Source organism: Pseudomonas sp. NPDC077408 (genome assembly GCF_050269105.1).
Lineage (GTDB): Bacteria > Pseudomonadota > Gammaproteobacteria > Pseudomonadales > Pseudomonadaceae > Stutzerimonas.
In genome coordinates this window covers 776,694-803,667 of the sequence record NZ_JBNNHS010000001.1, presented here as the reverse complement: position 1 = coordinate 803,667, position 26,974 = coordinate 776,694, and the positions used below count along the sequence as shown (strand labels likewise).

Genomic DNA, 26,974 nt, shown 5'->3' with positions numbered 1-26,974 from the left:
ATGCATGTCCGCCCCCATTGCCCGCGTCGATAAAGGCCTGGACCCGTACAAATGGCTGGAAAACCGCGACGCACCCGAGGTGCTGGAACACCTGAGGGCAGAGAATGCCTATCTAGAAGAACAGTTGGCTGACCAAGCTCAACTGCGTGAATCGCTGTTTCAAGAGGTTAAAGGCCGTATCCGTGAGACCGACCTTTCATTGCCGTCTCCCTGGGGCCCTTGGCTGTATTACCAGCGCACCACTGCCGGCGATGAGTACCCGCGTCATTACCGATGCACACGGCCGGCAGATGGCTCATTCACCGTCGATGAAAATCAGGAGCAATTGCTGCTTGATCCCAACGAACTGGCCGCAGGTGGCTTCCTCTCACTAGGTGCGTTCAGTGTCAGCCAAGATCACTGCAAACTGGCCTACAGCCTCGATACTCAGGGCGACGAGATCTATCAACTGTTCGTCAAGGATCTAAGCACAGGCGAAGTGACCGCCCTGCCCTTTGATGACTGTGACGGCAGCATGACCTGGGCCAACGATAGCTGCACTTTGTTCTTCGGCGAGCTGGACGACACCCATCGCCCCCATAAGATCTACCGCCACCGGCTGGGCGACAAGGAGCGCACGGAGGTCTACCACGATCCGGACGGGCGCTATTTCGTGCACTGCTACCGGACCAGCTCCGAACGCCAACTGGTGATCCTTTCGAACAGCAAGACAACCAGCGAAGCCTGGGTGCTGTCAGCGGATGAGCCCGAGGGAAACTGGATTTGTCTTGCTCCGCGCCAAGACGACCACGAGTACTACCCCGACCACGGCCTTCTCGATGACGAGTGGAGCTGGTTGATTCGCAGCAACCAGGCAGGCATCAATTTCGCGCTGTATCAGGCTCCGGAGTGCACGCCGCAGCGCGAACACTGGAACGAGCTGATCGGCCACAGCGACTCGGTAATGCTGGAAGACATCAGCCTGAACGCCGGCGCGGTCACCCTGAGCCTGCGCGAGGCCGGGCTTCCTATCATCGAAGTTCGCCCATCAACCGGGGCGCCCTACCGGCTGCAACTGCCGGATGCAGCCTACAGCCTCCATGTACACAACACGCTTGAATTCGATAGCCCGGTTATCCGGCTGCGCTACGAAGCACTGAACCGCCCGGCTCAGATTCGCCAGCTGAACCTCTCCGACGGTAAGCAGGAGGTCCTCAAGGAGACTCCGGTCGAAGGCCCCTTTGACGCCGATGCCTATGAGAGCCGACGTATCTGGGCAACAGCCGACGATGGCACTCAGGTGCCGATCAGCCTGGTCGGTCGTCGAGAGCAATTCGGCAAACCCGCGCCCCTGTATCTTTATGGATACGGCGCCTACGGCCACAGCCTGGACCCCTGGTTTTCCCATGCCCGTCTGTCACTGCTAGATCGCGGCTTTATCTTCGCCATTGCCCATGTCCGAGGCGGGGGCGACCTTGGTGAGGCCTGGTACCGGGCCGGCAAGCTGGAGCACAAGCCGAACACCTTCAGCGATTTCATTGCCTGCACCGAGAAACTGATAACCGACGGCTACACCGAACCGGCTCGACTCGCCGTCAGCGGTGGCAGCGCCGGTGGGTTGTTAATCGGCGCGGTGCTTAACTTGCGACCTGAGCTGTTCGGCGCCGCAATTGCCGAAGTGCCCTTCGCCGACGTGCTGAACACCATGCTCAATGCGGATCTGCCACTGACGGTGACCGAGTACGACGAATGGGGCGACCCGAATCAGCCCGAGGTGCATGCGCGCATCAAGGCCTATGCGCCCTATGAGAACGTACGCAGCCAGCCTTACCCGGCGATCCTTGCGGTAGCTGGTTACAACGACAGCCGCGTGCAGTACTGGGAAGCTGCCAAATGGGTCGCCAAGCTGCGCGCCCAAAAGACTGACGCCAACCTACTGCTACTGAAAACCGAATTCGGTGCCGGACACGGCGGCATGAGCGGTCGTTATCAGGCGTTGAAGGACGTGGCGCTGGAATATGCCTTTGTGCTCAAGGTGTTCCAGATGGCGACTCGCTAAGGACGGCTGCTGTCAGGGGCGCGCAGCGGACGTATCCTGTGCTGGCTTCGGCGGTGCATGTTTGCCGACTTGCGGTCGGAACGGGGCATGCTCGTCGGGGTCAATTATCACACTACTGTTGCGGAGTGATACCCATGACCAGGACACCCTCAAATCAGGCTTCACAAAACGTGCATGGCTGGGAACGCGCCGCGTCGATCGCCGGCGGGCTGTACTTCCTAGGCAAGGGCCTCGGGCGCGGCGGCTTGGGCGGTCTCCTGCAGCTGGCGATGGGCGGCATGGCCCTGGCACGGGGCGTGACCGGCCACTGCGAAGCCAAACGCGTGCTTTGCGACGTCAATGAGCAGGCCAAAATGGCCGAAGGCAACTCTCGAAGCATGCCGTTGGAGCGCAGCGAAGCCGAAAACGAACGCCTGAAAGCTAACGCTCAGGCGGCCACCGGAACTGCCACCGTTACTGGAAACGACTCGTTGAGTAATCCGCCGGCCGGCGTATGAGCTAGACGGCAGCGCAGCGATGGCGGGCGCAAATCCGGTCTTTAGAGGCGCGCCATCGCGGCGAATGCGAACTCCAGCCCGTAAAAAAGCAAAAGCTTCACCCCGAGGCGGGCCTCCTACAGAACCAAGCGCAGCACAAGCCCCAGTGCGCGTGTAGGAGGCGCGCCCCGCGGCGAAAGCGGATCTCCAGCCAGTAAAAAAGCAAAAGCCTCGCCCCGAGGCGGGCCTCCTACAAAACCAAGCGCAGCACAAGCCCCAGTGCACGTGTAGGAGGCGCGCCCCGCGGCGAAAGCGGATTTCCAGCCAGTAAAAGCAAAAGCTTCGCCCCGAGGCGGGCGTCCTACAGAACCAAGCGCAGCACAAGCCCCAGTGCACGTGTAGGAGGCGCGCCCCGCGGCGAATGCGAACTCCAGCCCGTAAAAAAGCAAAAGCTTCGCCCCGAGGCGGGCCTCCTACAGAACCAAGCGCAGCACAAGCCCCAGGGCACGTGTAGGAGGCGCGCCCCGCGGCGAAAGCGGATTTCCGGCCAGTAAAAAAGCAAGAGCTTCGCCCCGAGGCAGGCCTCCTTCAAAATCAAGCGCGGCACCAACCCGGGCGCGGGCCTCGCGCAAGGTCAAGATCAATAGCGATCGCTGCCTCAGTCTCTCGGTACGACGATGAGACCGGCGCGCTCGCCTATCGCAATGTCAGCCAGCGGAAACAGTATCCGCGCGCCCTGCTCCTCTACTACCCAGCGAACGCCGCCGTCATCTTCGGCGAGCAAGGTACCGAGCGGCAGCGGAGTGAAATTCTCGATATCCGCCGGCAGCTGCAGAACGAACTTCTCACTGCGCTTGACGATCTCGCGCGCCAACCGAAACTCCCGCAAGGGTCGTAGCGCCGGGTTTGGCTGCGCAGGCTCTCGTGCCTCGATCCAGCGTCGTGCGGCCTGGAGAAACTCATCGAGGCAATCAGGCCAGGCGCCGCCGGGCGCTTCCGCCATTTCCAAAGTAAAGGCCTCAGCACCGTGGCGAGTCGCGGTGTGAGCACTGAAGGTCCCGGAGGGTTTTTCCTGCAACAGCAGCGCATCGACCGCGGCGTGCCGAAGCCGCATCAGACTTTCAGACGACGTCTGCCGACCATCCATCCAGGGGCAGACGGCGAACTGCGGCAGCACCGACGCACGCATGGCCGAATGCAGGTCGTAATGCCAGCGCCGACGGCCAGGCTCTTGGAAGAACGCTGCAACCCACTCCTCCAGCTGCGCCGCGCGGCGCGTCTCGTCGCCAGGCTCGCTCGCGGTGTGCTTGCCACAAAAAAGCCGGTTCAGATCCTGGCCTAAACGACGCACGCCCTGCCGCATGGCGGGCGGGTTGCAGAAGAGCAACAACAGCCGAGCGCGGGGGAGGATCTCGTTGCGCGCGATCGCCCATATCAAGCGATCCAGTAGCTCAATCGGAATGACTTCACAGCCATGCACGCCCGCCGATAGCACCAGATCAAGCCCCAGATCCTGACCGCGCGCCGGAGTAACCTCTAAGGCACCCTCTCCCAGCCATCGCAGCTGGGCACCGCCGTCAGTGAACTGGACGCTCTCAGCCGGCACCTGACCGGAAACCGTCAGCGCCAACAGCCGACCCAGCGTCGGCATTTCGGAGCTGTCAGTGGTCGTGGTTACAGTCTGGACCATGAACGTGATCATCCTCGCCGGACTCAACCGGCTCCATCTCAAGCTCAAGGCTGACCAAATTGGTCGCCAGCGGACGCAGCAGCAGATTGGCGTACTCGGTGTCGCCGTCCTCCACGTCGACGCCGATCATCAGCTGGTTGTTGCCGACTTGCTGGATCCAGACCTCCCGACCCTGCCACATCACGGCAAAACGGGTGCACGACGTCTCAAGCTGGGTGCCGTCTACGTCCTCAAGGATCAATTGCAGGCTGTCGCTCATACTCAGAACTCTCGATAAGGAAAAGAGGCAGGACACATCACTGCCCTGCCGGTTTCAAAGACTATGCCTCAGGCCTGGCTCAGCTTTGCCGCAGCGCGCTCGAAGCGGGCTAGCCCTTCAGCAATGTCGGTTTCTTCAATAATCAAGCTTGGGGCCAGGCGGATCACATCGGGGCCGGCCTGCAGAATCATCAAGGCTTCACGCTCAGCCGCATCGAAGATCTCCCGCGCGCGGCCTTTCCATGCATCATCAAGTACACAGCCAATCAGCATGCCCATTCCGCGGACCTGGCTGAACAGCCCGTGACGCTGACCGATCTCCAGCAGCCCGCGCTTGAATCGCTCGTGCCGTTCCTTCACGCCGTCCAGCACCTCCGGCGTATTGACGATGTCGACCACCGCCTCGGCTACTGCACAGGCCAGCGGGTTACCACCATAGGTGGTGCCGTGGGTCCCAACGCTGAAATGCGCAGCGATTTCATCCGTGGTCAGCATCAAACCAATCGGAAAACCACCGCCAAGGCTCTTGGCATTGGTCAGAATGTCCGGTGTTACACCGTAGTTCATGTAGGCATACAGCTCGCCGGTACGGCCCATGCCGGTCTGGACTTCATCGAAGATCAGCAGGGCGTTGTGCTGGTCACATAGTTTGCGGGCCCCTTCCAGGTAAGTCTGGTCAGCGGGCAGAACACCGCTTTCGCCCTGAATCGGTTCCAATACCACGGCGCAGGTCTTGTCCGAAATCATCGCGGCGAGTGCATCGAGATCGTTATAGGGGACGTGGCTGATACCCTGTATTTTCGGCCCGAAGCCGTCGGAGTACTTGGGTTGACCGCCCACCGTCACGGTGAACAAGGTCCGGCCGTGGAAGCTGTTAACTGCGGAGATAATCTCGTATTTCTCCGGCCCGTGGTTGTCATGCGCGAAGCGGCGCGCCAATTTGAAAGCCGCCTCGTTGGCCTCGGCGCCCGAGTTGCAGAAAAAAGCTCGATCAGCAAAGGTCGCAGCAGTGAGCTTTTTTGCCAGACGCAACGCCGGCTCATTGGTGAAGATGTTGGAGATGTGCCAGAGCTTGCCAGCCTGTTCGGTCAGCGCTGCTACCAGCGCCGGATGGGCGTGACCGAGCACATTGACAGCAATGCCACCGGTAAAGTCGATCAGCTCTCGCCCGCTCTGATCCCAGACTCGTGAACCCTGGCCACGCACGGGAATGAAAGCGGCGGGTGCGAAAGTGGGAACAATGACCTGGTCGAAATCAGCGCGTTCTACCGGGGTGTGCGGGGCGGACATCAGGACTCTCCTGGGAGGCGACACGAATAGGAAATAAAACGCCCCGCCGTAGCGGGGCGTTGCATGCGCAGTTTAAACGCAGGCCCGCCAGCAATGGGCGGCCCGGCGAAAATTCTCTTCAGGATACGACCGAATGTTGCTGGTCGAGCTCAATGGCCCGCTCCAAGGTTTCTAGCAGGGCCTTGCGTGCCTTCAGCTTGGTGTTCTTGTGTGCGGTCATGTTGATCTTCTTCAACTGAGCCGCCGCCGCCTTGGCGGCATCCATGAGCTCAGCAGCAGGGACAATTTTGTCGAGGAAACCCGCCTCGACTGCAGCCTGCGGATTGAAGATCTCACCGTTGATCACCGATCGCTGGAAAGCAGGCTTGGTCAAACGGTCCCGAGCCAGTTCGATACCCGAATGGTGCATGGTCATGCCGATCTGAACTTCATTGAGACCGATGTTGAACGCGCCTTCGACACCAATGCGGTAATCGGACGAGAGCAGCAGAAAGGCGCCTTTGGCAATCGCATGGCCCGGACAGGCCGCAACGATCGGGAAAGGATGAGCCAGCATTCGCAGCGTGAACTTCGAGCCCGTGGTCACCAACGCAATGGCGTTTTCCGGCCCTGAGGTCATCACCTTGAGATCATAGCCACCGGACAGAATGCCCGGCTGCCCCGTGAGGATCACCACGGCACGGTCCTGCTCAGCGCGATCGAATGCCGCATTGAGCGCGTCGAACATGGCCGGAGACAGTGCGTTGACCTTGCCGTTATTCAGCGTCAGCGTGGCGATGCCGTCTTCGAGTTCGTAGGAAACCAGATCACTCATGACGAATATTCCTTGTTAAAAGTTCGCAGACGTTACCCAGCAGAACCCAAGAGGTAAAGCATCGTGACTGACCGACAGGTCATGGTTTGCGTCCGGCGCTCGACAGGCGTCGGAAGGAAAGCGAAGAGGCCTAGCCCTCGACCGGCTCCGGCTCGAGCTCAAGGACGGCAAGCAGTTCGGGATGCAGGATCGTCTGCAATTGGGGATCAGCAATGAACAGGCCGTAGGACCCATCCGGTATCCCACTGCTGATCCTGTAGGGGGTTCCGTCGGCATCGACCGTCAACTGAGACAGATCCAGATAACGAGGTTCACAAGGCAACTTGTTAGCGCCGCGTAGGACGACCACCTTTGGCCTAAGATGCAAGTGCGCGTGTTTCTCCAGCACCAACCCCACCTCCCCAGTGTGCAGTTCCACCAACGTACCGACTGGAAACACGCCGAGCCAGCGAATGAATTCATGTACCAGTGCTTCATCGAACTGCTGGCCGGCGCTGCTGCGCAACACGTCGTACGCAGTCTGGATCGGGCGTGCGTCGTCATAGGCACGGTGGCTGGTTATCGCGTCAAAGGCGTCGACTATGGTGATCACCCGGGTCGTGAACGGGATCTGGTAATGGTCGAGCCCTTGCGGATAGCCCTTTCCATCCAGCCGCTCATGATGGCCGTGCGCCGCGTGAATCGCAGCGGCAGGAATGTCTTCCTGGCTACACAGGGCTTGATAGCCAAACGTCGGGTGCAGCTTGATGTGCTGGAATTCTTCCTCGGTCAGCTTGCCCGGCTTGTTTAGGATCGCCGGGTCGATCTTCATCTTGCCTACGTCATGCAGCAGCCCGGCGATGCCCAGTAGCTCTATCTTATCGTCGGCCAACCCGAGGTGCGTTCCGAACCCCATTGCTAGGATGGACACAGATAGGCAGTGCAGACTTGTATAGAGATCCTGAGACTTCAGACGCGTCAACCAGAGCATGGCGCTTTCGTTACGTAGCATGCTCTCGAGGTTTCGCTTCACCAATGCCTGACAGGCCTTGGTATCGATAGCCCGACCCTGCTGGACGTCCAGTAGAACCTGATCCAGAACCAGGGTACTGCTGAGATAAGCCTCGCGCGCTTCCTGTACCTCTAGGGAGAGGGGAATGCGGGCCATCTTGCGCGTCACGCGCAGCGGCGTCGCCGAAGGTACAATCATCTGCCCCTGATCGATCAGCACGCGACGAGTATCGTCGACGAACACGTAATCACAGCGTTCGCGCACCGCCTGGATATGCTCCAGCTTAAGCAGGGGGAAACCTTGAAAGAGAAAGTCTGTCTGCCGCCACGGACGATCCAGCTCGCAGATATACATCCCGAGCTCCAAGTGGCTGACGTGCAGACGACGCTTGGTGGCGATCTCTACCACCTCCGGCCGTTTACGCTTTGTTTTGAATAACTTCATCAAAGCCTTTCCTGGCTCTCATATTCACCACGCAAGATTGCGCACAGGCACAGCATTTCTTTGTAGTTCGAACCCTAGAACAACGATAGGTTCATTGCCACGCGCGCCTATCGGGATTTCCAACAAGCCCTTAAGCGCATGAAAAAACTAAAAAAGTTTTTGCCATCTGCATGCTCTTCCGCTACATTAGCGCGCCTCGAAGGACATCGCGTCCTTCGAGACCCGGTGAGGTGTCCGAGCGGTTGAAGGAGCACGCCTGGAAAGTGTGTATACGAGAAATCGTATCGTGGGTTCGAATCCCACCCTCACCGCCAGATCAAACGACAAAGCCCCGTTTAGCGGGGCTTTGTCGTTTCTGTCGTAAGCCATTCCAAGAAGGCGTCGCGCATTAAGCTCGAATGCTAGGCATATGCCCTACCAGTTATTCAAGGATAGGCGCAGCGCCGCGGTTCCTCCGCCACAATTGATGTTTCGATTCCACCCGCATGGGCAGCTGCAAAGGTGTGAACGTTTCCAATCGAGCCATCAGGCCATTGGATTTAGCGATGTAGCGTTAAAAGACACCGAGCGACTTGGGACTGGCCATGGTGCAAAAACCTCGTCCCGAGCATGGACCTCGCATATAAGGGCATAGCTAAAGCCAGACCAGCCGCCCGGGGTTCGAAACAAAGCGCTCTAGCAAAAGGCTCAGCTAGCGAAGAAATTCGACTGCAGCCCGCTTGCAAGCGAAGCACTACGCCAAGTCGCGGGCTTCGGCAAATCACCAAGACATTCCGTGGCCCACATATTGCTTTGTTTACGCTGAAGCTTAGACCAGGACTCGCCAAGCTAGCGTCCGCTCTGGAACAGCTAAGTTGCTCCGCCAGAACAACCAGAAAAATCAAAAGGCCGCCATCATGTTTAAGCACAAAAAGGTCAGGCAGGCTACGATGATCCTGTTCGCCACCGCGGTAATTCTGATCCTACCGAACCTCACTCGACTGATCAGCTAAGACTGCAAGAATGAGGGAACCAATGAAAAACCTGTACCGACTGTTGATTGCGTTGATGGCAACGGTAACGACCACTGCAGCCATTGCTGCCCAGGTCGATCAGTCTGCCGCGTTGAAAGCCTTGCTGCGCACCAACACCGTCTTGATCGACGTGCGCACCGAACTGGAGTTCGCCGAAGGTGCCCTACCCGGTGCAACACGTATCGAGACAGAGAATCTTGCCGAGCGCATCACCGCGATTGCCCCGGACAAAGATGCTCCCGTAGTGCTCTACTGCCGTAGCGGCCGCCGAGCGTCAGCCGCGCAAGAGCTACTTCAGGGGCTGGGCTACAGCCAAGTGATCAACGCTGGCGGGTATCAGGATCTGAACGGGCTCGTGCCGCTTCGCTGAAAGCACGCGCCCCTCACCGCGCCCCATCCTCGTTTCGCCTACCCCCTATCGTGGGAACTAATGCGCTGCAGTGGCTACTGAAAAAGGAGCCACTGCTTAAGCGCTTGGTCGCGCATACCGGGAGGAAACCACTTGATGAATTGGGATGTGGTGTTGGACGAAGGACTTTGGATCAACATCGCCGTAATTGCCGGCATCACGATTGCCAGCTATCTCATCCTGCAGACCATCCTGCGGATCATCACCAACCGCCTTCGCAAGATGGCGAAAGGTTCGAGAAGCGGTTTCGTTGGCATCGCCGCGGAAATGCTAAGTCGCACCAGCCACATACTGCTGATAGCCCTGTCGCTGCTGATTGCGCTGAAGGTCGTTGAACTGCCAGAGCGCTGGGAAACAGCGATGTCACATGGCTGGTTCATCGCGCTGGCGTTCCAGATTGCACTGTGGATGGATACGGCCGTTCGCCTGTGGATGGAAAGCCTGACTCACGACGGCAAAGCTCGAAACCCGGTCACCACGACCATCATCGGGATCATGATCCGGATTGTGATCTGGACGATGATGCTGCTCTCGATCCTAGCGAACCTGGGCGTCGACATCACGGCGATGGTCGCCAGTCTTGGCGTCGGCGGTATTGCCATTGCCCTTGCGGTACAGACGCTGCTCAGCGATATCTTTGCTTCGCTGTCGATCGGCGTGGACAAGCCTTTCGAGATCGGCGATTTCGTCGTCTTTAGCGGAGTCGCGGGAAATATCGAGCACATCGGGCTAAAGACGACGCGGATTCGCGCCCTCAGCGGCGAACAGATCGTCTGTGCCAATGCCGATCTGCTCAAGCAGATCCTGCATAACTACAAGCGCATGAACACGCGCCGGATCGTGTTCAAGTTCGGCATCACCTACAACACGCCATCGGACAAGGTGCGCGAAGTCTCGGCGATGATGAAACGGATCATCGACGGTGTGGAAAATGCCAACTTCGACCGGGCGCACTTCCTTGCCTTCGATGACAGCCAGCTGACGTTCGAAGTCGTGTACATCATGCAGGTCTCGGACTACAACGCCTACATGGACGCCCAGCAAGAGATCAACCTGCAGCTGCTCGACGGCATCCGTGAGATGGGTGTGCAATTTGCCTTCCCGACCCGCAGTGTCGAGTTCATCGGCGGCAGTTTTCCAGAGCTGACTGTGGCTGGGGTTCCGAAGGAAAAACCGGCCGCCAACCAAGAGCCAGAACGCTCGCTGACAAACGGCTGACAGTCGGTAGCGGCGACCAGCCGAGAGCTGATCGCCGCCGACCGCTCAACTCATCGGACGCATTTGCTTGTGAGTTTCGATCAGCTGCGGCACTACGCCCGGATCAGCCAAGGTCGAAATATCCCCCAATGCGTCGTGTTCGTCTGTGGCGATCTTGCGCAGGATGCGGCGCATGATCTTGCCTGAACGCGTCTTGGGTAAGCCCGGCGCCCACTGGATGACATCGGGCACCGCAATCGGCCCGATTTCCTTACGGACCCACTGTTGTAATTCCTGGCGCAACTGATCCGAAGCCTCCTCTCCCGCCACCAGCGTCACGTACACATAGATGCCTTGCCCCTTGAGCGGATGCGGCACACCAACCACCGCTGCCTCGGCCACTTTGCGGTGGGCGACCATCGCGCTTTCGATTTCAGCGGTGCCCATGCGATGTCCGGAAACGTTCAGCACATCATCGACCCGCCCGGTAATCCAGTAGTAGCCGTCCTCATCGCGGCGGGCACCGTCGCCAGTGAAATACATGCCGCGAAAGGTCTTGAAGTAGGTGTCGACGAAGCGATCGTGGTCTCGATAGATGCTGCGCATCTGCCCAGGCCAGGAATCAAGGATGACCAGATTGCCCTCGGTCGCCCCTTCGAGCAGGTTGCCAAGATTGTCCACCAGGCCGGGCACTACGCCGAAGAAGGGGCGCGTTGCGGAGCCTGGTTTCAGCGCGGTCGCGCCTGGCAGCGGACTGATCAGAATGCCGCCCGTCTCGGTTTGCCACCAGGTGTCGACGATCGGACAACGCGATTTTCCGACCGTCTCGTGATACCAATGCCAGGCCTCAGGGTTTATCGGTTCCCCCACAGTACCGAGCAAGCGCAGGCTCGACCCATCAGCCCCCTCCATCGCAGCCGGGCCTTCGGCCATCATCGAACGAATCGCAGTCGGCGCGGTGTAGAGGATATTTACCTGATGCTTGTCGATGATCCTGGCGATCCGCGTGACATCCGGATAGTTGGGTACACCCTCATAGATCAGGGTGGTGGCGCCGTTGGCCAGTGGACCGTAGATGATGTAACTGTGCCCGGTGATCCAACCGACGTCGGCGGTACACCAATAGACCTCACCAGGGCGGTAATCGAATACCCGCTCGTGGGTCAGGGCCGCGTAGAGCAAATAGCCACCGGTGGTATGCAGCACGCCCTTTGGCTTACCGGTGGAACCCGAGGTGTACAGGATGAACAGGGGTTCTTCCGCGCCCATTTCCTTCGGTGCACAAACATCCCCAGCCACGCGCATCAGGTCCTCGTACCAGATGTCGCGATGCGGGTGCCAGCGGATGTCGCCGCCAGTGCGCCGCACCACAATGATCTTCTGCACGCAGTGCATCTGCGGGTTGGTCAACGCCTCATCAACGTTGGCCTTCAGCGGCACCTTTTTCCCACCACGGAGCCCTTCATCGGCCGTGATCACTACTTTGGAATTGCCGTCGATAATCCTTCCGGCTAGGGCTTCCGGCGAGAAACCACCAAAGACCACCGAGTGGATGGCGCCGATGCGCGCGCAAGCCAGCATCGCCACGGCCACCTCCGGAACCATCGGCATGTACAGGGTGACCACATCACCCCGATGCACATCCTGTCCGCGTAACGCGTTAGCGAACTTGCTCACTTCGTGATGCAGCTCGCGGTAGGTAATTTCGCGGTGATCTGCCGGATCATCGCCCTCCCAGATGATCGCGATCTCATCGCCCCGAGTGTCGAGGTGGCGGTCCAGGCAATTGGCCGAAACGTTCAGCGTGCCGTCGGCGAACCATTTGATATCGACATGGTGGTCGTCAAAGGACGTCTGTTTGACTCGGGTAAACGGCTTGATCCAGTTGATGCGCTCGGCCTGCTCGCGCCAGAACCCGTCAGGATTGACCACCGACTGTTGATACATGGCTTTGTAAGTGGCTTCATCGGTCAGCGAACGGGCCGCCACCTCAGGGCTCACGGGATACAGGGACGCAGCGCTCATGGGCATTACCTCACTCGTCGGTCTCGTTATCTTTCGAATAACCCCTGTCCTACAGGCGAACCCTACGAATCGAACCAAGCGCCTGTCAGACATCACTATCGAGCTATGCGGGGCTACAGCGTTCCGCCGGCCAATGCTTCTGGCCTCTACTGAGCATAGACCGTTACAGGATCAGGTACTTTCCGCGCCGACGTTGTCATAACACTATCGAGATCACCGTTCGCCAAGCCGGACCCGCCTGCCTATGTCAACGCCTTCCAACGCCGTCTTCCGCCTGGCCAAAAGAATTTCCGAAAGCATCGCCTTTTATCCCATTCTGATTGCGGCGTTCTACGCCATCCTGGCGGTCACCATGCTCGCTTTCGAGACGACATCCATGGCCTCCTCGCTACATCCCCATTTACCGTCCGGGTTGACCGACCCGGATAACGCCCGCGACATTCTCAGCACTCTAATTACCAGCATCGTCTCGCTGACCGTATTCAGCTTTTCGATGGTGATGGTCGTGCTTAACGGTGCAGCGGCTCGCCTGACTCCACGGGTGCTACCAGGGTTGATCAGTGACACGCGCAACCGAGTCATTCTCGGCATATACCTGGGCAGCGTCCTGTACTACTTGCTGCTGATCAGCACCATCAACAAGAACCAACCAACCGACATCCCAGCGGTCGGCGTTTTACTCGCGCTGCTGACGGGCGTCCTCAACTTGGCGATGTTCGTAGTGTTCATTCGCTCGGTGTCACAGTCGATTCAGGTCGACTGGGTACTGAGCCAGCTGTACAGCGGTGCTTACGCCAACCTTGAAAAGCGCAAGCAACGCCTGGCAGCGGGCAAAACCATGCCGGATGATACAAATTGGTGGTGTCTTCCAGCGTCACGCCCCGGTTACCTGCGTGCGGTTAACGAGCGGCGGCTGGGCGAGTTGCTGAGCAAGCGCAACCTGTTAGCGGTAGTTCAGGTTGAGCCAGGCTTCTTTCTGGTTGAAGGCCATCCACTGATTCGCTTCAGTGAGCCCTTGAGCGACGAGGACAGAGCGGTGGCAGTCGACTGCTTCGACTTTCAGAACAACGAGTTCGCCAGCGCTAACGTGTCCTATGGCATGCGCCAGATAGCAGAGATCGCCGTAAAGGCAATCAGCCCAGCGATCAACGATCCCGGCACCGCAATGCGGGCTATCAACCTGATCGGCGTGTTGCTGCAACGGATTGGTGGTGTGCCGCCGTTCGACGTCGGCTGTTTCGACCATGGGCAACCGCGCCTCTTCTCCCCGCAACTGGCCATGCAACGCATGCTGGAAACCGTGATCGCGCCCATCCGGGTTTATGCCAGTCATGACCCGCTGGTGATGATCACGTTGCTGCAATGCATGAAGAACGCGCTGCACGACAGCCCAAGCGCCGAACAGGTCCAGGCGATTCATGACGAGATCCGGGCATTACGCGACCAGGCAGACGCCAAGGTCGAGAATTGGCGGGACCGTCATGCCGTCAACGACGCCATCGAGCGACTGTTAAAGCTCGACGGACGCAAGCATCCATGCGTGCAATTGCTCCCAATCGACTGCAAGGAGCCGACCGTGTGCTGATTTGCAGAGATCGACGACAATACTGAGCGAATCGCGCCGTTATCAGGCAAGGTTTGCGAGCTCTGTCTGAGCCCTCCGCTCCGATAGATCTAAGGAATCGATAAGCTGTGTTAAGCCGGCTTTCACAGCCGTCGATGTTCATGAGTACCGCAGCTGCGCTCGTTTGATGATGCATGGAGCAAACGACAGCGCATTCGGCAACCGATACGATGCACATTGGCCTTCCAGCGCCATGTTGAAGGCTCTGTGCCTCGCCCTAGCAGAGCAGCATTTTTTTGTCCTCACCAAACCAGCCTTGGCGATACGGTCATTGTCGAACCGCCACGGCTCAGTCATCCTCGCGCTCGTTGGCCGTCCCGTAACAGGTGTTGTGATGAACGAGCAGAATGAGAACAGCTTGCCCCTTCATGGCCTTAAGGTCATAGAAATGGGCCAGCTGATCGCCGGCCCCTTCGCCAGCAAGATGCTCGGCGAGTTCGGCGCCGAGGTGATCAAGATCGAGCCGCCGGGTGTTGGCGACCCGCTGCGCAAATGGCGCAAACTCAAGGACGGGACGTCACTCTGGTGGCACGTCCAATCGCGCAACAAACAGTCCCTGACGCTGGATCTGAAAGCCGCCGAAGCCCAGGAGATCGTCCGTCAGCTAGTCGCCGAAGCCGATGTGGTAGTGGAGAACTTCCGCCCTGGCACCCTCGAAGAGTGGGGCCTGGGCTGGGATGAATTGTCCGCACTCAATCCGCGCCTGATCATGCTACGCATCTCCGGCTACGGCCAAACCGGCCCCTACCGTGACCTGCCCGGCTTTGGGGTCATTGGCGAAGCCATGGGCGGCCTTCGCCATCTAACCGGGTATCCGGGCCAACCGCCCGTGCGCGTGGGCGTGAGCATTGGCGACTCGCTTTCATCGCTGTATGGGGTGATTGGCGTGCTACTCGCCCTGCAGGAGCGCAACCGCAGCGGCAAGGGGCAGGAAATCGACGTAGCACTCTATGAATCGGTGTTCGGCATGATGGAAAGCCTGGTGCCGGAATACGACGCCTTCGGCTATGTCCGCGAGCCGGCCGGTAGCGCTCTGCCCGGCATCACGCCATCCAACTCCTATCTGTGCAAGGACGGCGCATACGTCCTGATTGCCGGCAACGGCGACAGCATCTACAAGCGCCTGATGAACCTAATCGGCCGTCAGGACCTGGCCGACGATCCTCGCTTTGCTCACAACGACGGCCGCGCCCAGCAGGCCGAACTTATCGACGCGGCGATTGGCGAATGGACGATTAGACACAGCCGTGCAGAAGTGATCGAGGCGCTCAAGGAAGCGCACGTTCCGGCCGGCTATCCCTACACCGCTGCCGATATCGTCAAAGACCCACACTACCTGGCGCGGCAAATGATCGAACAGGTCCAGACCTTCGCCGGCCCGCTGAAAGTCCCCGGCATCCTCCCCAAACTCAGCCGCACCCCCGGCCGCATCGGCACCGGCGGCCCGCAATTGGGGGAGCACACCGATGACGTCCTGGCTGGACTTGGGCTGAGTGATGAACAGGTTCAGGGGCTTCGCGAGCGGGGAATCATCTAACACGCGGACCGTCGTAGGGTAGACGGCGCTTTTTTCATCCACCGTGACAGCCTTACAACTGCTATGGCCAAGCGGTAACCAACAGTGGGTTCCCATGCTCTTAGCGAAGCAATCCTCTAGGGCTCCCGCGCGAAAGGAAACTACCGTCCCGGTTCAGATATCGATTTGATCCTGAAGGGCAACGAACACTCTCACCTAGACCTACTCGATATCGAGCTGGCACTGGATGACCTGCTCCTGCCTTACAAGATTGATCTTTCCCGCATCACCAGCTCGACAATCCGAAGCTCATCATCACATCGCCCGAGTCGGGGAATCGTTTTACAAGACAATGAACTAGCGCATTAACTGGCCCGCTGCTCCAGTAAAGGCAGCGGCATGCAGAAACTTTTTGTAGGAGGCCGCCCTCGGGGCAAAGCTTTGGGCTTCCAACATTTCACCGGCCCCATTCGCCGCGGGGCGCGCCTCCTACAGACGCAACTCAGACCCTAGTGCCTTTTGTGGGAGGCTCGACCCGGGGCGAGGCGTTTAGAGACAGACGTCGGCAGGCGACCGACCCTTCGCCGCGGGGGCGCCTCCTACAGAAGCAACTTAGACCCAAGCGCCTTCGTGGGAGGCCCGCCCCGGGGCGAAGCTTCGGCTTTTCAGATTTTAACAACCAATCACCAAGCACAGCTCCCACCAACCGAAACTGCCACCTATTCCGTCGGCGCAACCCTGCGCTGCTGGTAAATCAAATCAACAATCTCACCCTCGGGCACATACCCACTCACCACTTCACGCAGCAAGACCCGCACCTGCGGATAATCATCCTGCTCCACGGCCTTAAGCAGCTTCGTCAACATGCCGCGCAGCGCGTCCCAGGTAAAGTATTCCTCATCGGCCCGCATGATCATCGGATGTTCGGTGGGGCTTACGTTGTCGCCGATCAGCAACTCTTCATATAACTTCTCACCAGGGCGCAAACCCGTGAACTCGATTTCGATATCGCCATGCGGGCACTTCTCCGACTGAATACTCAGGCCAGATAAACGGATCAGCTTCTCGGCCAGCTGAGCGATCAGCACCGGTTGGCCCATGTCCAGCACGAAAACGTCGCCGCCTTGTCCCATGGAGCCCGCCTGGATTACCAATTGTGCGGCCTCTGGAATTGTCATGAAATAACGCGTGATCTTGGGATGAGTAACAGTAACGGGCCCTCCAGCACGAATTTGCTCGTAAAAACGGGGAATGACCGAACCAGACGAGCCCAGCACATTTCCGAAGCGAACCATCGTAAAGCGGGTCTTGTTAACGTGGTGAACGCCCTCTTTAGCGGAAAAAAGAACAGGGGCAGTTTCGCGGCTTAGTGCCTGCAAAATCATTTCAGCAACGCGCTTAGTACTGCCCATCACATTTGTGGGCCGAACTGCCTTGTCGGTGGAGATAAGCACGAAGTTCGAGACACCGGCCTGAATTGCGGCCTGTGCGGTAAAGAGTGTCCCAAAGGTATTATTCAGCACCCCTTCAGCGATGTTGTGCTCGACCATCGGAACGTGCTTATAAGCTGCCGCGTGATAAACGGAGTTGACCTTCCAAGTACGCATAACATCGACGATACGGGCACCGTTTCGAATCGAGCCTAGAATCGGGACCAGCCGCACCGAGAGCGACTCACGCTCCACCCGGCCCTCCAACTCACTGTGAATCCGGTAGAGATTGAACTCGCAATGCTCAAAAAGGAGCAGGGTCCGTGGTTTGGTGGTAATAATTTGACGACATAGCTCGCTACCGATAGAGCCACCAGCCCCTGTCACCAGCACGATCTGATCGCGGATGCACCGCTCGAATAGCTCCTGTCGTGCGGGGACCGCGTCACGCCCGAGAAGGTCCGCAATATCGACCTCCTGAAGATCCTCGACCTTTACTCGGCCGCTCGCCAAGTCCATGACAGCCGGCACACTTCGGACATGTAGTGGATACGGTTCCAGACTTTCCAGGACCTCGCGCCTTCGCGCACGAGACGCAGAGGGAATCGCCAGAAGAATTTGCTGGACAGCGGTCTCGTTGATCAGCTGCTGAATGTGCTTTGGCTTGTATACGCGCAGGCCTGAAATGGTCCTGTTCGCAATGGCGGGATCATCGTCGATGAAGGCGACCGGACGCATCGTACGCCCCATTCGCAATGCAGCAACCAACTGATTACCTGCCGCGCCCGCCCCGTAAATCGCCACCCGCGCAAGCCCCGCGTCCGCTCGCTTGAAGTTCAGCGTCTGGCCGGCCGCGAACCAGTGCCCCATAAAATATTGCCGCATGATCAGCCGCAGCCCGCCGATGAGCATCAGACTGAGCCACCAATAATTCAAAACCAACGAACGGGGAATGACCTTGGGTGCGCCCTGATACCAATACACAGCTAGCGAAAGCATGAGCGAGGACAGCGTCACTGCCTTGACGATTGCCATCAAGGCATCGTTGCCGAAATAGCGCATGACCGCACGGTACATACCGATACGGATGAACAAAGGAATTGCAATCAACGGCGCGACAGCGAACAGCCAGGCGTGTACGCCGAAAGGATCAATGGTCTTCGCGTCGCCCAACCGAACCACGAATGAAAGCCACAACGCAGCCCACACCAGAACGATATCCGTCAGAACCTGGATGAGCCGCTTGTAACGCCTGGGCAGCCGGACGAGTCGCCCGCGCAGCCCCTCGGCCAATCTCAACAAAATATCACCTCAAGCCTTCCCTATTCAGCAACCTCTGCCGACGAACGAGCGGATGTATTTAAATGCTTAATCTTGGACAGCAGATTTCTCAGGCTGACCAGCTTTAAGCCATGCCACAACCCAAACCAGTGGCGCATAGGCGATCACCAGCCCCACCACCCCATCCAACCAGTGCAACCCCACTGCCATGCCGATGGGCAATAACCAAAGAATGTTCACAGCCAAAACGCCGAGCGTCACCGGCCGATGTGAACCTAAACGGCGAGAAGCGATCTGGTAGCCGTGGCTGCGGTGAGCCTCGTAAACTTTCACACCCCGCAACAGTCGCCGCATCAAGGTCCAAGTGGTATCCACAATAAAGACGCCAAGCAGGATCAACCAGCACCAAAGCAATTGCGGCGCCAACCAGCCTGCGTGTATCGAAAGTGCACCAATCGTCACACCGAGAAACCCACTCCCGGCGTCACCCATGAATATTCGCGCGGGTGGCCAGTTCCATACTAGAAATCCCGCTACGGCCGCAGTCAGCAGAACAGGCACAAGCGTAGCGTCCGCAAACCCCACCAATGCATAAACCACCGTCGCGCCCAGACAAACGGTCACCGCTTCAACACTAGCGATTCCATCGATACCGTCCATAAAGTTGTAGAGGTTGAGATGCCAGACGAGCCAGATAGCAGCAAGCACATGCCCCCACCACCCGAAATTGACTGTCGCCCCGAACAACACGAGCGGTGGAAGCCCACCGAGCCAGAACAGTACCCAAGCCGCCGCCAAGAAATGCCCGAGCAGGCGCCAACGCGCAGCGATATGACCATGGTCATCAAGGAAGCCGACCATAGCAACAGCACAACCGGCGCCCAAAAAACCCCACACTTCGCCCCACGGGACCAGCCCTAACCACGCCATAACTGGAAGGGCAAATAGCAGACTAATGACTATTGCTACCCCGCCGCCGCGGGGCGTCGGCAAAGTATGCGAGCTGCGGGCATTGGGTACGTCAATAAGGTCGCTGTGCAATGCGTACCTTCTCAGCACCCAAGTGAATACGAAAGAAGCACCAAACACTAATGGCAATAACCAAAATATCGCCCCCATCACCTACTCCCTAGACGGCAGCTTTCTCGCTTGGGCAGAGCCGACAGATACTGGCTTTTTTGTAGGAGGCGCGCCCCGCGGCGAACCAATGCCCGGTCTCGCAGCCTAGCCCGAACGACTAAACGGCCCATAAGCACCGGCTCAACTCCGGTCCCTAAAACCAACCGCCGTCAACGCAAGGGCCTCGCGCACACTTATCGGTGGGCTCCACCCTAGGAGCGCTTTGGTTTTTTCGATATCGACCTGCAACGACCCGCATATACGTTCCATCACGGCCCGCTTGCCAAGCAAAACACCTGTCGCCTCCAATAACCGAGGTGGAACAGGGATTAGCCGAGCCGGCTTACCAAGCGCTTCCCCGAGTCGCCAAAGCAGTTCGGTAGTTGAAAGGTCTTCATCATCACTGACCAAAAACGCCTGCCCCGCAGCGTTCGGATGCGCTAGACAACACGTGACCAAATCGGCCAGATTGCCCAGTGCAACGAGGCTGCGGCGGTTTCGTATCGCGCCGAGCGGAAGCGGAATTCTCATATCCAGCCACTTCATCATGCTATAGAAATTCGCTTTGACACCCGGTCCATATACCAAGGGCGGCCTGATGATAACGACCTCCAAACCGGTTTCGCCCGAGAGTGCCAGTAACTCCCTTTCAGCATCCATTTTGGACACCGCATAGGGATCAGCCGGATATAGCGCGGTATCGGCGGTAAAGGGCTGGCCGAATGGAGTGGATTCACCGTGAACCTTTACCGAACTGAGGAACACGAATCGCTTGGTACCAGACCGCGCCGCAGCACGCGCCAAGTTCAGCGTGCCGGTGAGATTTATCGCCCGAAAAGCAGCAAGTGGGTCAGCATGGAGATCATCCATCACATGAACCCGAGCCGCGCAGTGGACGACCACATCTACACCGCTAAATACATCGGACCGCAGGTGAGTAGTTGCGAGGTCGCCAAGCTCCAGCCACTGAACCGTGCCTTCGCGCTCGGAAGTGTCCCGCTCGACACATCGACGCCGTCGCACTGCCGCAACAACGGAACACTCCGGTTGCATCGCCATCCGCTCCACTAGAGCCCGCCCTACGAAGCCATCCGCGCCGGTGATAAGTACGCGCATCAAACCGCTTCCCGGACAAGTTCAAGCACATCATCTGCCATGGAGTGCATGATCCGCTTACGAGCGAAACGCTCTACGAACACCGGACGCGGAATCAGCTCAAGACTCAACCGAGCCAACGCATCCACTGCACCGTCTATATCGCAGGGCTGGAAAACAGCTGCGTTGGTGATCTCCGCTTTAACAAAGTCGGAGGCATAGCCAGCTACGCCTGCCAGAATAGGCTTGCCAGTAGCTGCATACTCAAACAGCTTGGATGGCAGCACCCGCCGAAAGGCTTTGAAATCGTTGAGATGCAGAAACAGAACATCCGCCTGTTGATAGACAGCGAGCAACCGGTCACGTGAAACCGGCGCAAGCAGTTCCACATTCTCAACACCACTTTCAGCCACAGCATCTCTCAGAGCCTGCAGGCGTCCGCCTGCTCCTACGATACTGAAATGAACTTGGGCGCCCAGACGCTGCGCAAGCGCCGGGATGATCAGATGCAATCCCTGCCCGTCCCCGATATTTCCCGCATACAGAATGCGCAACGGCTGGTCAGCATTGCTATCTCCAGACGAAGTTAAAGGAAGATCAACAAAGTCGTCATCAACACCGTTGGTGTAGACCGAAAACTGCTGTTGGGGATATTTCGGCTGAAAGTAGCCCAGGAACCCAGCGGCTACCAGGTTCACCTTATCCGCCCGCCTGACGGACCAGCGCTCCAATGCACCGAACGCCAAGGCAATAGCCCTGCCAAACGGTGAAGGAAACAATTCGCCCAAGTTCTCCGCAAATATGTCACGAATGTCCAGATACAGCCGCGCACGCTGGCAACGAGCGATCCAGCTTCCCAATACAGCCGTCATTAACCTCGATGAGGTCGCGACCACAACGTCATAGTGACCTTCGCCAGCAATTCGATTGGCCTGCAAAGCAAAAGCGGCGAACGCCTTTGCCTGATCGACAAAGCCGCTTTTATGCACTGGCAGCTGGACGCGCCGGATGCGCACGCAACCTTGTTCCTCGACCGCTAGCGTCTCACTGGCGTGGGAGTGGTAGCGATTGGGCTGCGTGGTCAGCACGTCAATATCTACTTCCCCGGCAGCCCGCTCGCAAAGTGCATCAACCAATGCTTTGGCGCGAAAAGAACCAGCGGAGAGATCGGGAGGGTAGAAAAAGCTAAGCAGCAGAACTCGTTTACGCATCAGGAGCACAGATCAGGTCGAGGCGCGATTGGACAACACCCGCTCGTACAATGCGAGCAGTTCATGCTCCTGGCTTTCCCAGTTAAGAACGCTTGCCGCCTTCCGCGACTGTGCAGCGTAGTACTGGCGCTTGCCCTCATCCCCAACCAGGTCGCGTAACGCTGCAGCCAGCGCCACGCTATCGCCTTCAGGCACGAGCACGCCCAGGTCATGCTCTCTCACAACACGCCGTATCTCAGGCAGATCGGACGCAACGACCGGAAGGCCCGCCTGAACGTACTCGAACAGTTTATTGGAGTCGGTCGTGTAGTGATTGAGGCAGGTGTTCTCGATGGGCTGGACGCCGATGTCTGCCGATGCCGTATAGTTTGGTAACTCGGCCAGAGCCACGGTCGGGATAAAACGAACCCGTTGCTCCAGCTGCAGCTCTTCAACAATGCGGCGCAAACTGCTATCGAGCCTCCCGCCGCCAATGAAAACGAAGTACGCATTCGGAACATCAGCGGCGACGCGAGCCAGACGCTCCAAGCCCCTACCCTGCTGCACGCCGCCCTGATAAAGAATAATCGGCCAAGGCTGGGCCAGTTCAAGCTCTGCACGAATCCGATCGGACCGCATCGCCTGCTGTTCCCTCGGCCGATTCTGCAGCACTACTGGTCGCGCGACGCCATAAGCGCGCGCAAAATACTTTGCCCGCGCCTCGGTAGTGGTAATGGTGCCTTGCACACGCGGCATCAAGGTACGCTCGATCCAACCCACCAGCTTGCGGACCCTCGTATATCCCTCGCGGCTGGTGCTGATCTCATGGGCGTCGTATACCACCTGAGCGCCCGACAGCTTTGCAGCGAGCCAGGCCGTGGGCAGGGTATTCACATCATGAGCATGGACAACATCCGCACGCTGTCTGGCAATCATCCAGAGCAACATCAGGTGAGCCCAAACGCGACTCAGAACCAGCATGGCCAAGCCGATCGCGCCACGTTGGATCGGCGTCACTACGTTGGCTGTGCGTCCTCGTGATGCGTGAATCCGCCAGAGCGGGTGCCGAGGAACACGGACGACCGCAACACCATTGGAAACCCGCTCCCGTAACGGGGTTAAACCAGGGCTATGCACAGCGAAAACCGTGACGCAATACCCTGCAGCCGTAAGGCTCTCCGCCTCTTTCAGAACGCGCGCATCGTTACGGAAGTCATTCCAGACAACCATCGAAATTTTTCTCACATATGCCCCGTAACCGTATGAACAAGATTGGAGGAAGCTGTAAATAGCCCCCCGAATCACCGGAGTATACCTTCACTACAACTAGGAAGGATGATGCCCCGATCCATAGCAGTAGAGCACTGTGCCCATCGAAGCTGTTGGTGGTAGACCGTGCATGCGCAAAGACTTTAAATGCCCTATCAAACTGCTGGAAATGATGCATGCACCTATGGCTATGCGGTGTAATGCTCCGCATTATACTAACTACCCAGGACGCGCTCAGCTCGTGCAATAACCCTGAATCTCTCTAAAAACATGCATTGCTGATTCGCTAGGCGTACAAAGGCTAGTGTCTATTCGAATGTCTGGCTTTTCAGGAATTTCATAAGGACTATCTATACCGGTGAAATTGATGATCAGCCCTTCCCTTGCTTTTTTGTAAAGACCTTTTGTATCGCGAGATTCGCATATATCTATAGGCGCATCCACAAAGACCTCGAAGAACTGCTCGCTTTCGAATAGCAGCCTCGCCTTCTCCCTCTGACCTTTCAGCGGTGCAATGCACGCCACTATGACTATCAATCCAGCATCAACCATCAGGTGCGCAACGGCCGCCATACGCCGAATATTTTCCTCTCGATCCCCTATTGAAAACCCGAGGTCGGAGTTCAGATTCGCTCTTACGTTGTCACCATCCAGAATGTACGTGTGCCGCCCTTCACGCTTAAGCAACACTTCAAGTAATTCAGCGATCGTGCTTTTTCCTGCGCCAGAAAGGCCAGTTAGCCATATGCAGCAAGCCTTTTGATCCTTCATCTCCTCTCGATCCTGCCTGCCTGTACTGTACCTCTGGTGCGATATGTTCATTCGCCTCGCCCTTTAATTCTCTTGGTTCAGGAGATAGCCATACCTCCTTATATCTATCCGCATCCAAGCCTGAGAAAGAAATAAACTTACCTAGATAATTTTGGTAAAGATTAGTGTTGTCCGCCTTGGTTGCCTCACCAATCAAACGTCTGGAAAAGCTATTAAAATAAACAGCCCTTCCAAATTTGGATCCACTAAACTCAGTGAATATAATTTTTCTCAACGCATTGCGATTGGAGTCGCTTAGATGCGGGAATAACTCCCTGGCAATCTCCACACCATAGCTCGACATGCTTTCGTTAGCCCGGTCCGTAACTTTCGTTCTATCCAGAGTTAAAGTCCTGCCAGTCAGATAGGAAAGCGTACTTTCTACAAAAATAGCAGTGCCTAAATCTTTGATAACCTCAAAAGGAACAATAAGCAGTGATTTCCCAAAGATCTCTGCCAAGTCATTGGAAATATCTACCCAAGACATCCTCGCCACATCAATGCCGCTCGTGAACTCATCAAAAGATAAAAACCGACCCGCCTTGATCTGCTGTAGGTAGCATGACTCTATGAAGGTATCTTGCTTTCTGATGAGCATGATTACCTTGGTGGGATACGCTTGAAACACTGCACCTAAAGATTCAGCGACCAATTTCGAGTGCGTATAAATTCCGCCATACAGATCGAGACTACAGTGCCCTAGCACCCCCTCCCATGAGATGAATACATCTTCAGTCGTGCAACTCTCGATCATTTCGACCATACAAAGTTTTGCAGACTGAAGACTTTTATGGTACTCCTTGGCACCTAATACACGCTCCCTACCTGTAATGCCCTGAAAATGCTCGGCAAATTTAGTTCCGGAAATATCCTCAGGCAGTAGAGAGGAAATTCCATATTCAGTTTTCAAAAAATCCTTACTAGCCCTGGTGTTAGCCTGTATTGTAGTTGATGCCGACTTATGGGCACCTATATGCAAATAAACCTTCTTGGCCATTTTTATCTCTAACTCACAGCTTCTATTTATTGGCAGCGACTCAGCCTGCCATCTTAGAACTGACCTGACGTAGTCTATGAAAGATACGGGCGAATCAAGTTATTAGCGCTTTTAATCTGCTTCTTACCACAATACCAATTTTGCTCACTAACCATGGCGCAACCAAATCTTCGTCACGTTAAAAGCTCGCCGGCGGCCAGCAGCTTTCTTGCCAACATCAGGAGCCGTTTCCAGCTTTCTCGTTAAGCATCAAGAAGTGAGTTGATGAATGCCGGAGTTCACTCCTGCAGGCGCAATAATATAGGCGACATCAAAAGGTAGGCCTCGGCGTATTGCCCTCTTTGAATACGCACTTCTAGCTCGGTAAACAATGCAGACAGTCGAACCTGAGAAACAGTGACAGATCCACAGTCTGACCGCTCGATTTTCACACGTCGTAGATCTGCCTCAATACGCTCTTCCCTATTGTCCGTGAAAGGCCATCGTGATCCGAGCGGCTCTAGATCCCAGCGTGACCAGTGGGATACAACATAATGCCCGTCTGGGCTCTTCCAGAGCATTCCCGGTCGAACATTCGGAAGGCTTACAGCTAAGGGAAGCGCTCTTAACTCCATTTCAATGGACGGCAGAGCATTTATCAACTTCTCCACCAACTCCCCGTCCACGTTGTCATCCAGTAAATACCGAACACGCAAAATCATGGAGCCATTCAGACGTTGCCAGACGAGAGGCCTGCTCCTAATGTAAGCAGCCACCAAGTCTGAAGAGGGCATGCACCCCGACAAATCAGTACGAAAATCAGCTAATACCCTAGATGTCTCCGCCTTTTCACAAATAGAGTAGCCCGTCGCGTCGAAAATGTGACAGCTCAACCCATCAACGACCGTAACAGAAACGAGCGGGAGAGACGGCAGCTGGGGTTCCGCTGTGAGCAGTGTTGCTTCATGCTTGGCCCACGCACTTCTGTTGAGGTTAAACAGCTTGATTAGAAATGTCTTTTCGAAACATTCGGCCTGCCCAGATGCTAGAAAACAGTACACGTCGGGCACCCCGATATCGCACCACTCCATACGAAGATTCTGAACCGGACGGCCTGCAACTTCCTGAAGCAACGCCTGTAGCCAAGCTTTTCGAGCGCTTGGCTCTAGCAGGCTCCAAATGCCTCTCTGCTCGCTTTTTATCTGAGGATGAAATACTTGGCCGTGGAAAAACAACGCGGACAACTGCGCTTTTTGACTGTACAGACCATGGATATCTCCTATTACCCCGGACGCTCGCCCGTACAGCTGCCTAGCTAAAATAAGTGATACAACGGATGTCAATAATCCAGGCGCTGCACCGCCCAGATGATCGAATACGATAAAGCCGAATGCGACCAGAAAACCAACGCTGCTAATTACCTTGGGCAAGGTACCCAATGAGCGAGTAAATCTCTCTGCTAAAGACGATAAAACCGATAAACAAACGACGACCGATACAAAACCAAGCGCCATATATAAAACAATGACCACCGCCAGCTTGGAATAGAAAAACAACATCCCGGCAAGGCAGATAGAAACAAAGCAAACGCCGGCGAGGCTCTGTGTATACCGTTGATATCCCTTGGAGGCAATCTCGTCTTGGTTATCAAATAGAGCCATTTTCTTGCTTTTCAAAAGCAAGCGCTTGCTCGCTGCTACTGAGCTGATCTCAACCAATTTTCCGGAAAGCAGGTGCAGCAAATAGAAAAGAACAGACGCTGCACTTAAAGTAACTATAAGCCAGTCCCGCCCCCACTCCCGCAGAAAAGCAGGGAAATACCCTGGTACGTGGTCACTTCCCAGCAACAGCACGACCTTGAGTGGTAGTAAAAAACCGATAAGAAGAAATAACTGGGCTAAAACAGTTGCGACAATAGAGCCCAAGGTAAAGCCAGGCACCACTCGAAAGAGCTTACCGCCGAGGGATACCGACCAGCGCACTGCCCGCGCAACACCGTATAAAACGTTAAGCTTCATA

The 26,974-nt window shown here is 56.9% G+C and carries 21 protein-coding genes and 1 tRNA gene; 8 read left to right on the top strand and 14 right to left on the bottom strand.

Annotated elements, in window-relative coordinates; all coding sequences use genetic code 11:
• The first annotated feature begins 4 nt into the window (after nucleotides 1-4).
• Both ACQKEK_RS04025 and ACQKEK_RS04020 read left to right on the top strand, forming a co-directional pair.
• Complete coding sequence (locus ACQKEK_RS04025) at nucleotides 5-2,038, top strand: S9 family peptidase (RefSeq protein ID WP_499141136.1); 2,034 nt, start codon at nucleotides 5-7, stop codon at nucleotides 2,036-2,038.
• Between the two features lie 134 nt (nucleotides 2,039-2,172).
• Nucleotides 2,173-2,535, top strand: a complete 363-nt coding sequence (locus tag ACQKEK_RS04020) for a YgaP-like transmembrane domain (protein ID WP_128120505.1) — start codon at nucleotides 2,173-2,175, stop codon at nucleotides 2,533-2,535.
• A gap of 637 nt (nucleotides 2,536-3,172) precedes the next feature.
• Here the strand turns inward: ACQKEK_RS04020 and ACQKEK_RS04015 are convergent.
• The 5 genes from ACQKEK_RS04015 to ACQKEK_RS03995 form a co-directional block, all read right to left on the bottom strand.
• Nucleotides 3,173-4,165, bottom strand: coding sequence for a succinylglutamate desuccinylase (locus tag ACQKEK_RS04015; protein WP_499141356.1), 993 nt, complete (start codon nucleotides 4,163-4,165; stop codon nucleotides 3,173-3,175).
• Between the two features lie 10 nt (nucleotides 4,166-4,175).
• A complete protein-coding gene (locus ACQKEK_RS04010) occupies nucleotides 4,176-4,463 on the bottom strand; it encodes a topoisomerase II (RefSeq protein WP_073301579.1) in 288 nt (95 codons plus the stop codon).
• Nucleotides 4,464-4,531: 68 nt separating this feature from the next.
• The gene (locus ACQKEK_RS04005) at nucleotides 4,532-5,752 is read right to left on the bottom strand and encodes an aspartate aminotransferase family protein (protein ID WP_499141135.1); all 1,221 of its coding nucleotides are present in this window, start codon (nucleotides 5,750-5,752) and stop codon (nucleotides 4,532-4,534) included.
• Between the two features lie 118 nt (nucleotides 5,753-5,870).
• The gene (locus ACQKEK_RS04000) at nucleotides 5,871-6,566 is read right to left on the bottom strand and encodes a crotonase/enoyl-CoA hydratase family protein (RefSeq protein ID WP_499141133.1); all 696 of its coding nucleotides are present in this window, start codon (nucleotides 6,564-6,566) and stop codon (nucleotides 5,871-5,873) included.
• Between the two features lie 130 nt (nucleotides 6,567-6,696).
• Entirely contained in the window at nucleotides 6,697-8,001 is a 1,305-nt protein-coding gene (locus ACQKEK_RS03995) for an HD-GYP domain-containing protein (protein ID WP_499141131.1), read from the bottom strand.
• A 224-nt stretch (nucleotides 8,002-8,225) separates the two neighbouring features.
• Here ACQKEK_RS03995 and ACQKEK_RS03990 point away from each other — a divergent pair.
• The 3 genes from ACQKEK_RS03990 to ACQKEK_RS03980 all read left to right on the top strand — a co-directional run bounded on the left by ACQKEK_RS03990 (nucleotide 8,226) and on the right by ACQKEK_RS03980 (nucleotide 10,641).
• Nucleotides 8,226-8,315 (top strand) — tRNA-Ser (locus tag ACQKEK_RS03990).
• Nucleotides 8,316-9,015: 700 nt separating this feature from the next.
• On the top strand, nucleotides 9,016-9,384 hold the full coding sequence (locus ACQKEK_RS03985) for a rhodanese-like domain-containing protein (protein WP_499141129.1): 369 nt from the start codon (nucleotides 9,016-9,018) through the stop codon (nucleotides 9,382-9,384).
• A gap of 135 nt (nucleotides 9,385-9,519) precedes the next feature.
• Entirely contained in the window at nucleotides 9,520-10,641 is a 1,122-nt protein-coding gene (locus ACQKEK_RS03980) for a mechanosensitive ion channel family protein (RefSeq protein WP_499141127.1), read from the top strand.
• Between the two features lie 45 nt (nucleotides 10,642-10,686).
• Here the strand turns inward: ACQKEK_RS03980 and acs are convergent, their stop codons facing one another.
• Nucleotides 10,687-12,645: an acetate--CoA ligase gene (gene acs, locus ACQKEK_RS03975; protein ID WP_499141126.1), complete on the bottom strand. Its 1,959-nt coding sequence runs from the start codon at nucleotides 12,643-12,645 to the stop codon at nucleotides 10,687-10,689.
• A gap of 244 nt (nucleotides 12,646-12,889) precedes the next feature.
• On the opposite strand from acs, the gene ACQKEK_RS03970 reads away from it, so the two are divergent.
• From ACQKEK_RS03970 to ACQKEK_RS03960, 3 genes are all read left to right on the top strand, one after another.
• On the top strand, nucleotides 12,890-14,230 hold the full coding sequence (locus ACQKEK_RS03970; protein ID WP_499141125.1) for a DUF2254 domain-containing protein: 1,341 nt from the start codon (nucleotides 12,890-12,892) through the stop codon (nucleotides 14,228-14,230).
• Nucleotides 14,231-14,603: 373 nt separating this feature from the next.
• Nucleotides 14,604-15,806 carry a CaiB/BaiF CoA transferase family protein gene (locus ACQKEK_RS03965; protein WP_499141124.1) on the top strand — a complete coding sequence of 401 codons (1,203 nt, stop codon included), beginning with the start codon at nucleotides 14,604-14,606 and terminating at the stop codon, nucleotides 15,804-15,806.
• 165 nt (nucleotides 15,807-15,971) lie between these two features.
• Nucleotides 15,972-16,154, top strand: coding sequence for a hypothetical protein (locus ACQKEK_RS03960; protein ID WP_499141123.1), 183 nt, complete (start codon nucleotides 15,972-15,974; stop codon nucleotides 16,152-16,154).
• Between the two features lie 350 nt (nucleotides 16,155-16,504).
• On the opposite strand, the gene ACQKEK_RS03955 is transcribed toward ACQKEK_RS03960, so the two are convergent.
• From ACQKEK_RS03955 to ACQKEK_RS03920, 8 genes are all read right to left on the bottom strand, one after another.
• A complete protein-coding gene (locus ACQKEK_RS03955; protein ID WP_499141354.1) occupies nucleotides 16,505-18,508 on the bottom strand; it encodes a polysaccharide biosynthesis protein in 2,004 nt (667 codons plus the stop codon).
• Between the two features lie 75 nt (nucleotides 18,509-18,583).
• A complete protein-coding gene (locus ACQKEK_RS03950) occupies nucleotides 18,584-19,615 on the bottom strand; it encodes an MraY family glycosyltransferase (RefSeq protein WP_499141121.1) in 1,032 nt (343 codons plus the stop codon).
• A 141-nt stretch (nucleotides 19,616-19,756) separates the two neighbouring features.
• Nucleotides 19,757-20,731, bottom strand: a complete 975-nt coding sequence (locus ACQKEK_RS03945) for a UDP-glucose 4-epimerase family protein (protein WP_499141120.1) — start codon at nucleotides 20,729-20,731, stop codon at nucleotides 19,757-19,759.
• A complete protein-coding gene (locus tag ACQKEK_RS03940; protein ID WP_499141118.1) occupies nucleotides 20,731-21,921 on the bottom strand; it encodes a glycosyltransferase family 4 protein in 1,191 nt (396 codons plus the stop codon). The genes ACQKEK_RS03945 and ACQKEK_RS03940 overlap by 1 nt, the downstream gene beginning before the upstream one ends.
• A 12-nt stretch (nucleotides 21,922-21,933) precedes the next feature.
• Nucleotides 21,934-23,205 (bottom strand): glycosyltransferase family 4 protein, encoded by a 1,272-nt coding sequence (locus ACQKEK_RS03935; protein ID WP_499141116.1) that lies wholly within the window; start codon nucleotides 23,203-23,205, stop codon nucleotides 21,934-21,936.
• 198 nt (nucleotides 23,206-23,403) lie between these two features.
• On the bottom strand, nucleotides 23,404-23,940 hold the full coding sequence (gene cysC / locus ACQKEK_RS03930) for an adenylyl-sulfate kinase (protein WP_332822988.1): 537 nt from the start codon (nucleotides 23,938-23,940) through the stop codon (nucleotides 23,404-23,406).
• The gene (locus ACQKEK_RS03925) at nucleotides 23,870-24,976 is read right to left on the bottom strand and encodes a hypothetical protein (protein WP_499141115.1); all 1,107 of its coding nucleotides are present in this window, start codon (nucleotides 24,974-24,976) and stop codon (nucleotides 23,870-23,872) included. Before ACQKEK_RS03925 ends, cysC begins: the two co-directional genes overlap by 71 nt.
• Nucleotides 24,977-25,254: 278 nt before the next feature.
• Nucleotides 25,255-26,973, bottom strand: coding sequence for a hypothetical protein (locus ACQKEK_RS03920; protein WP_499141114.1), 1,719 nt, complete (start codon nucleotides 26,971-26,973; stop codon nucleotides 25,255-25,257).
• Nucleotide 26,974 lies beyond the last annotated feature (1 nt).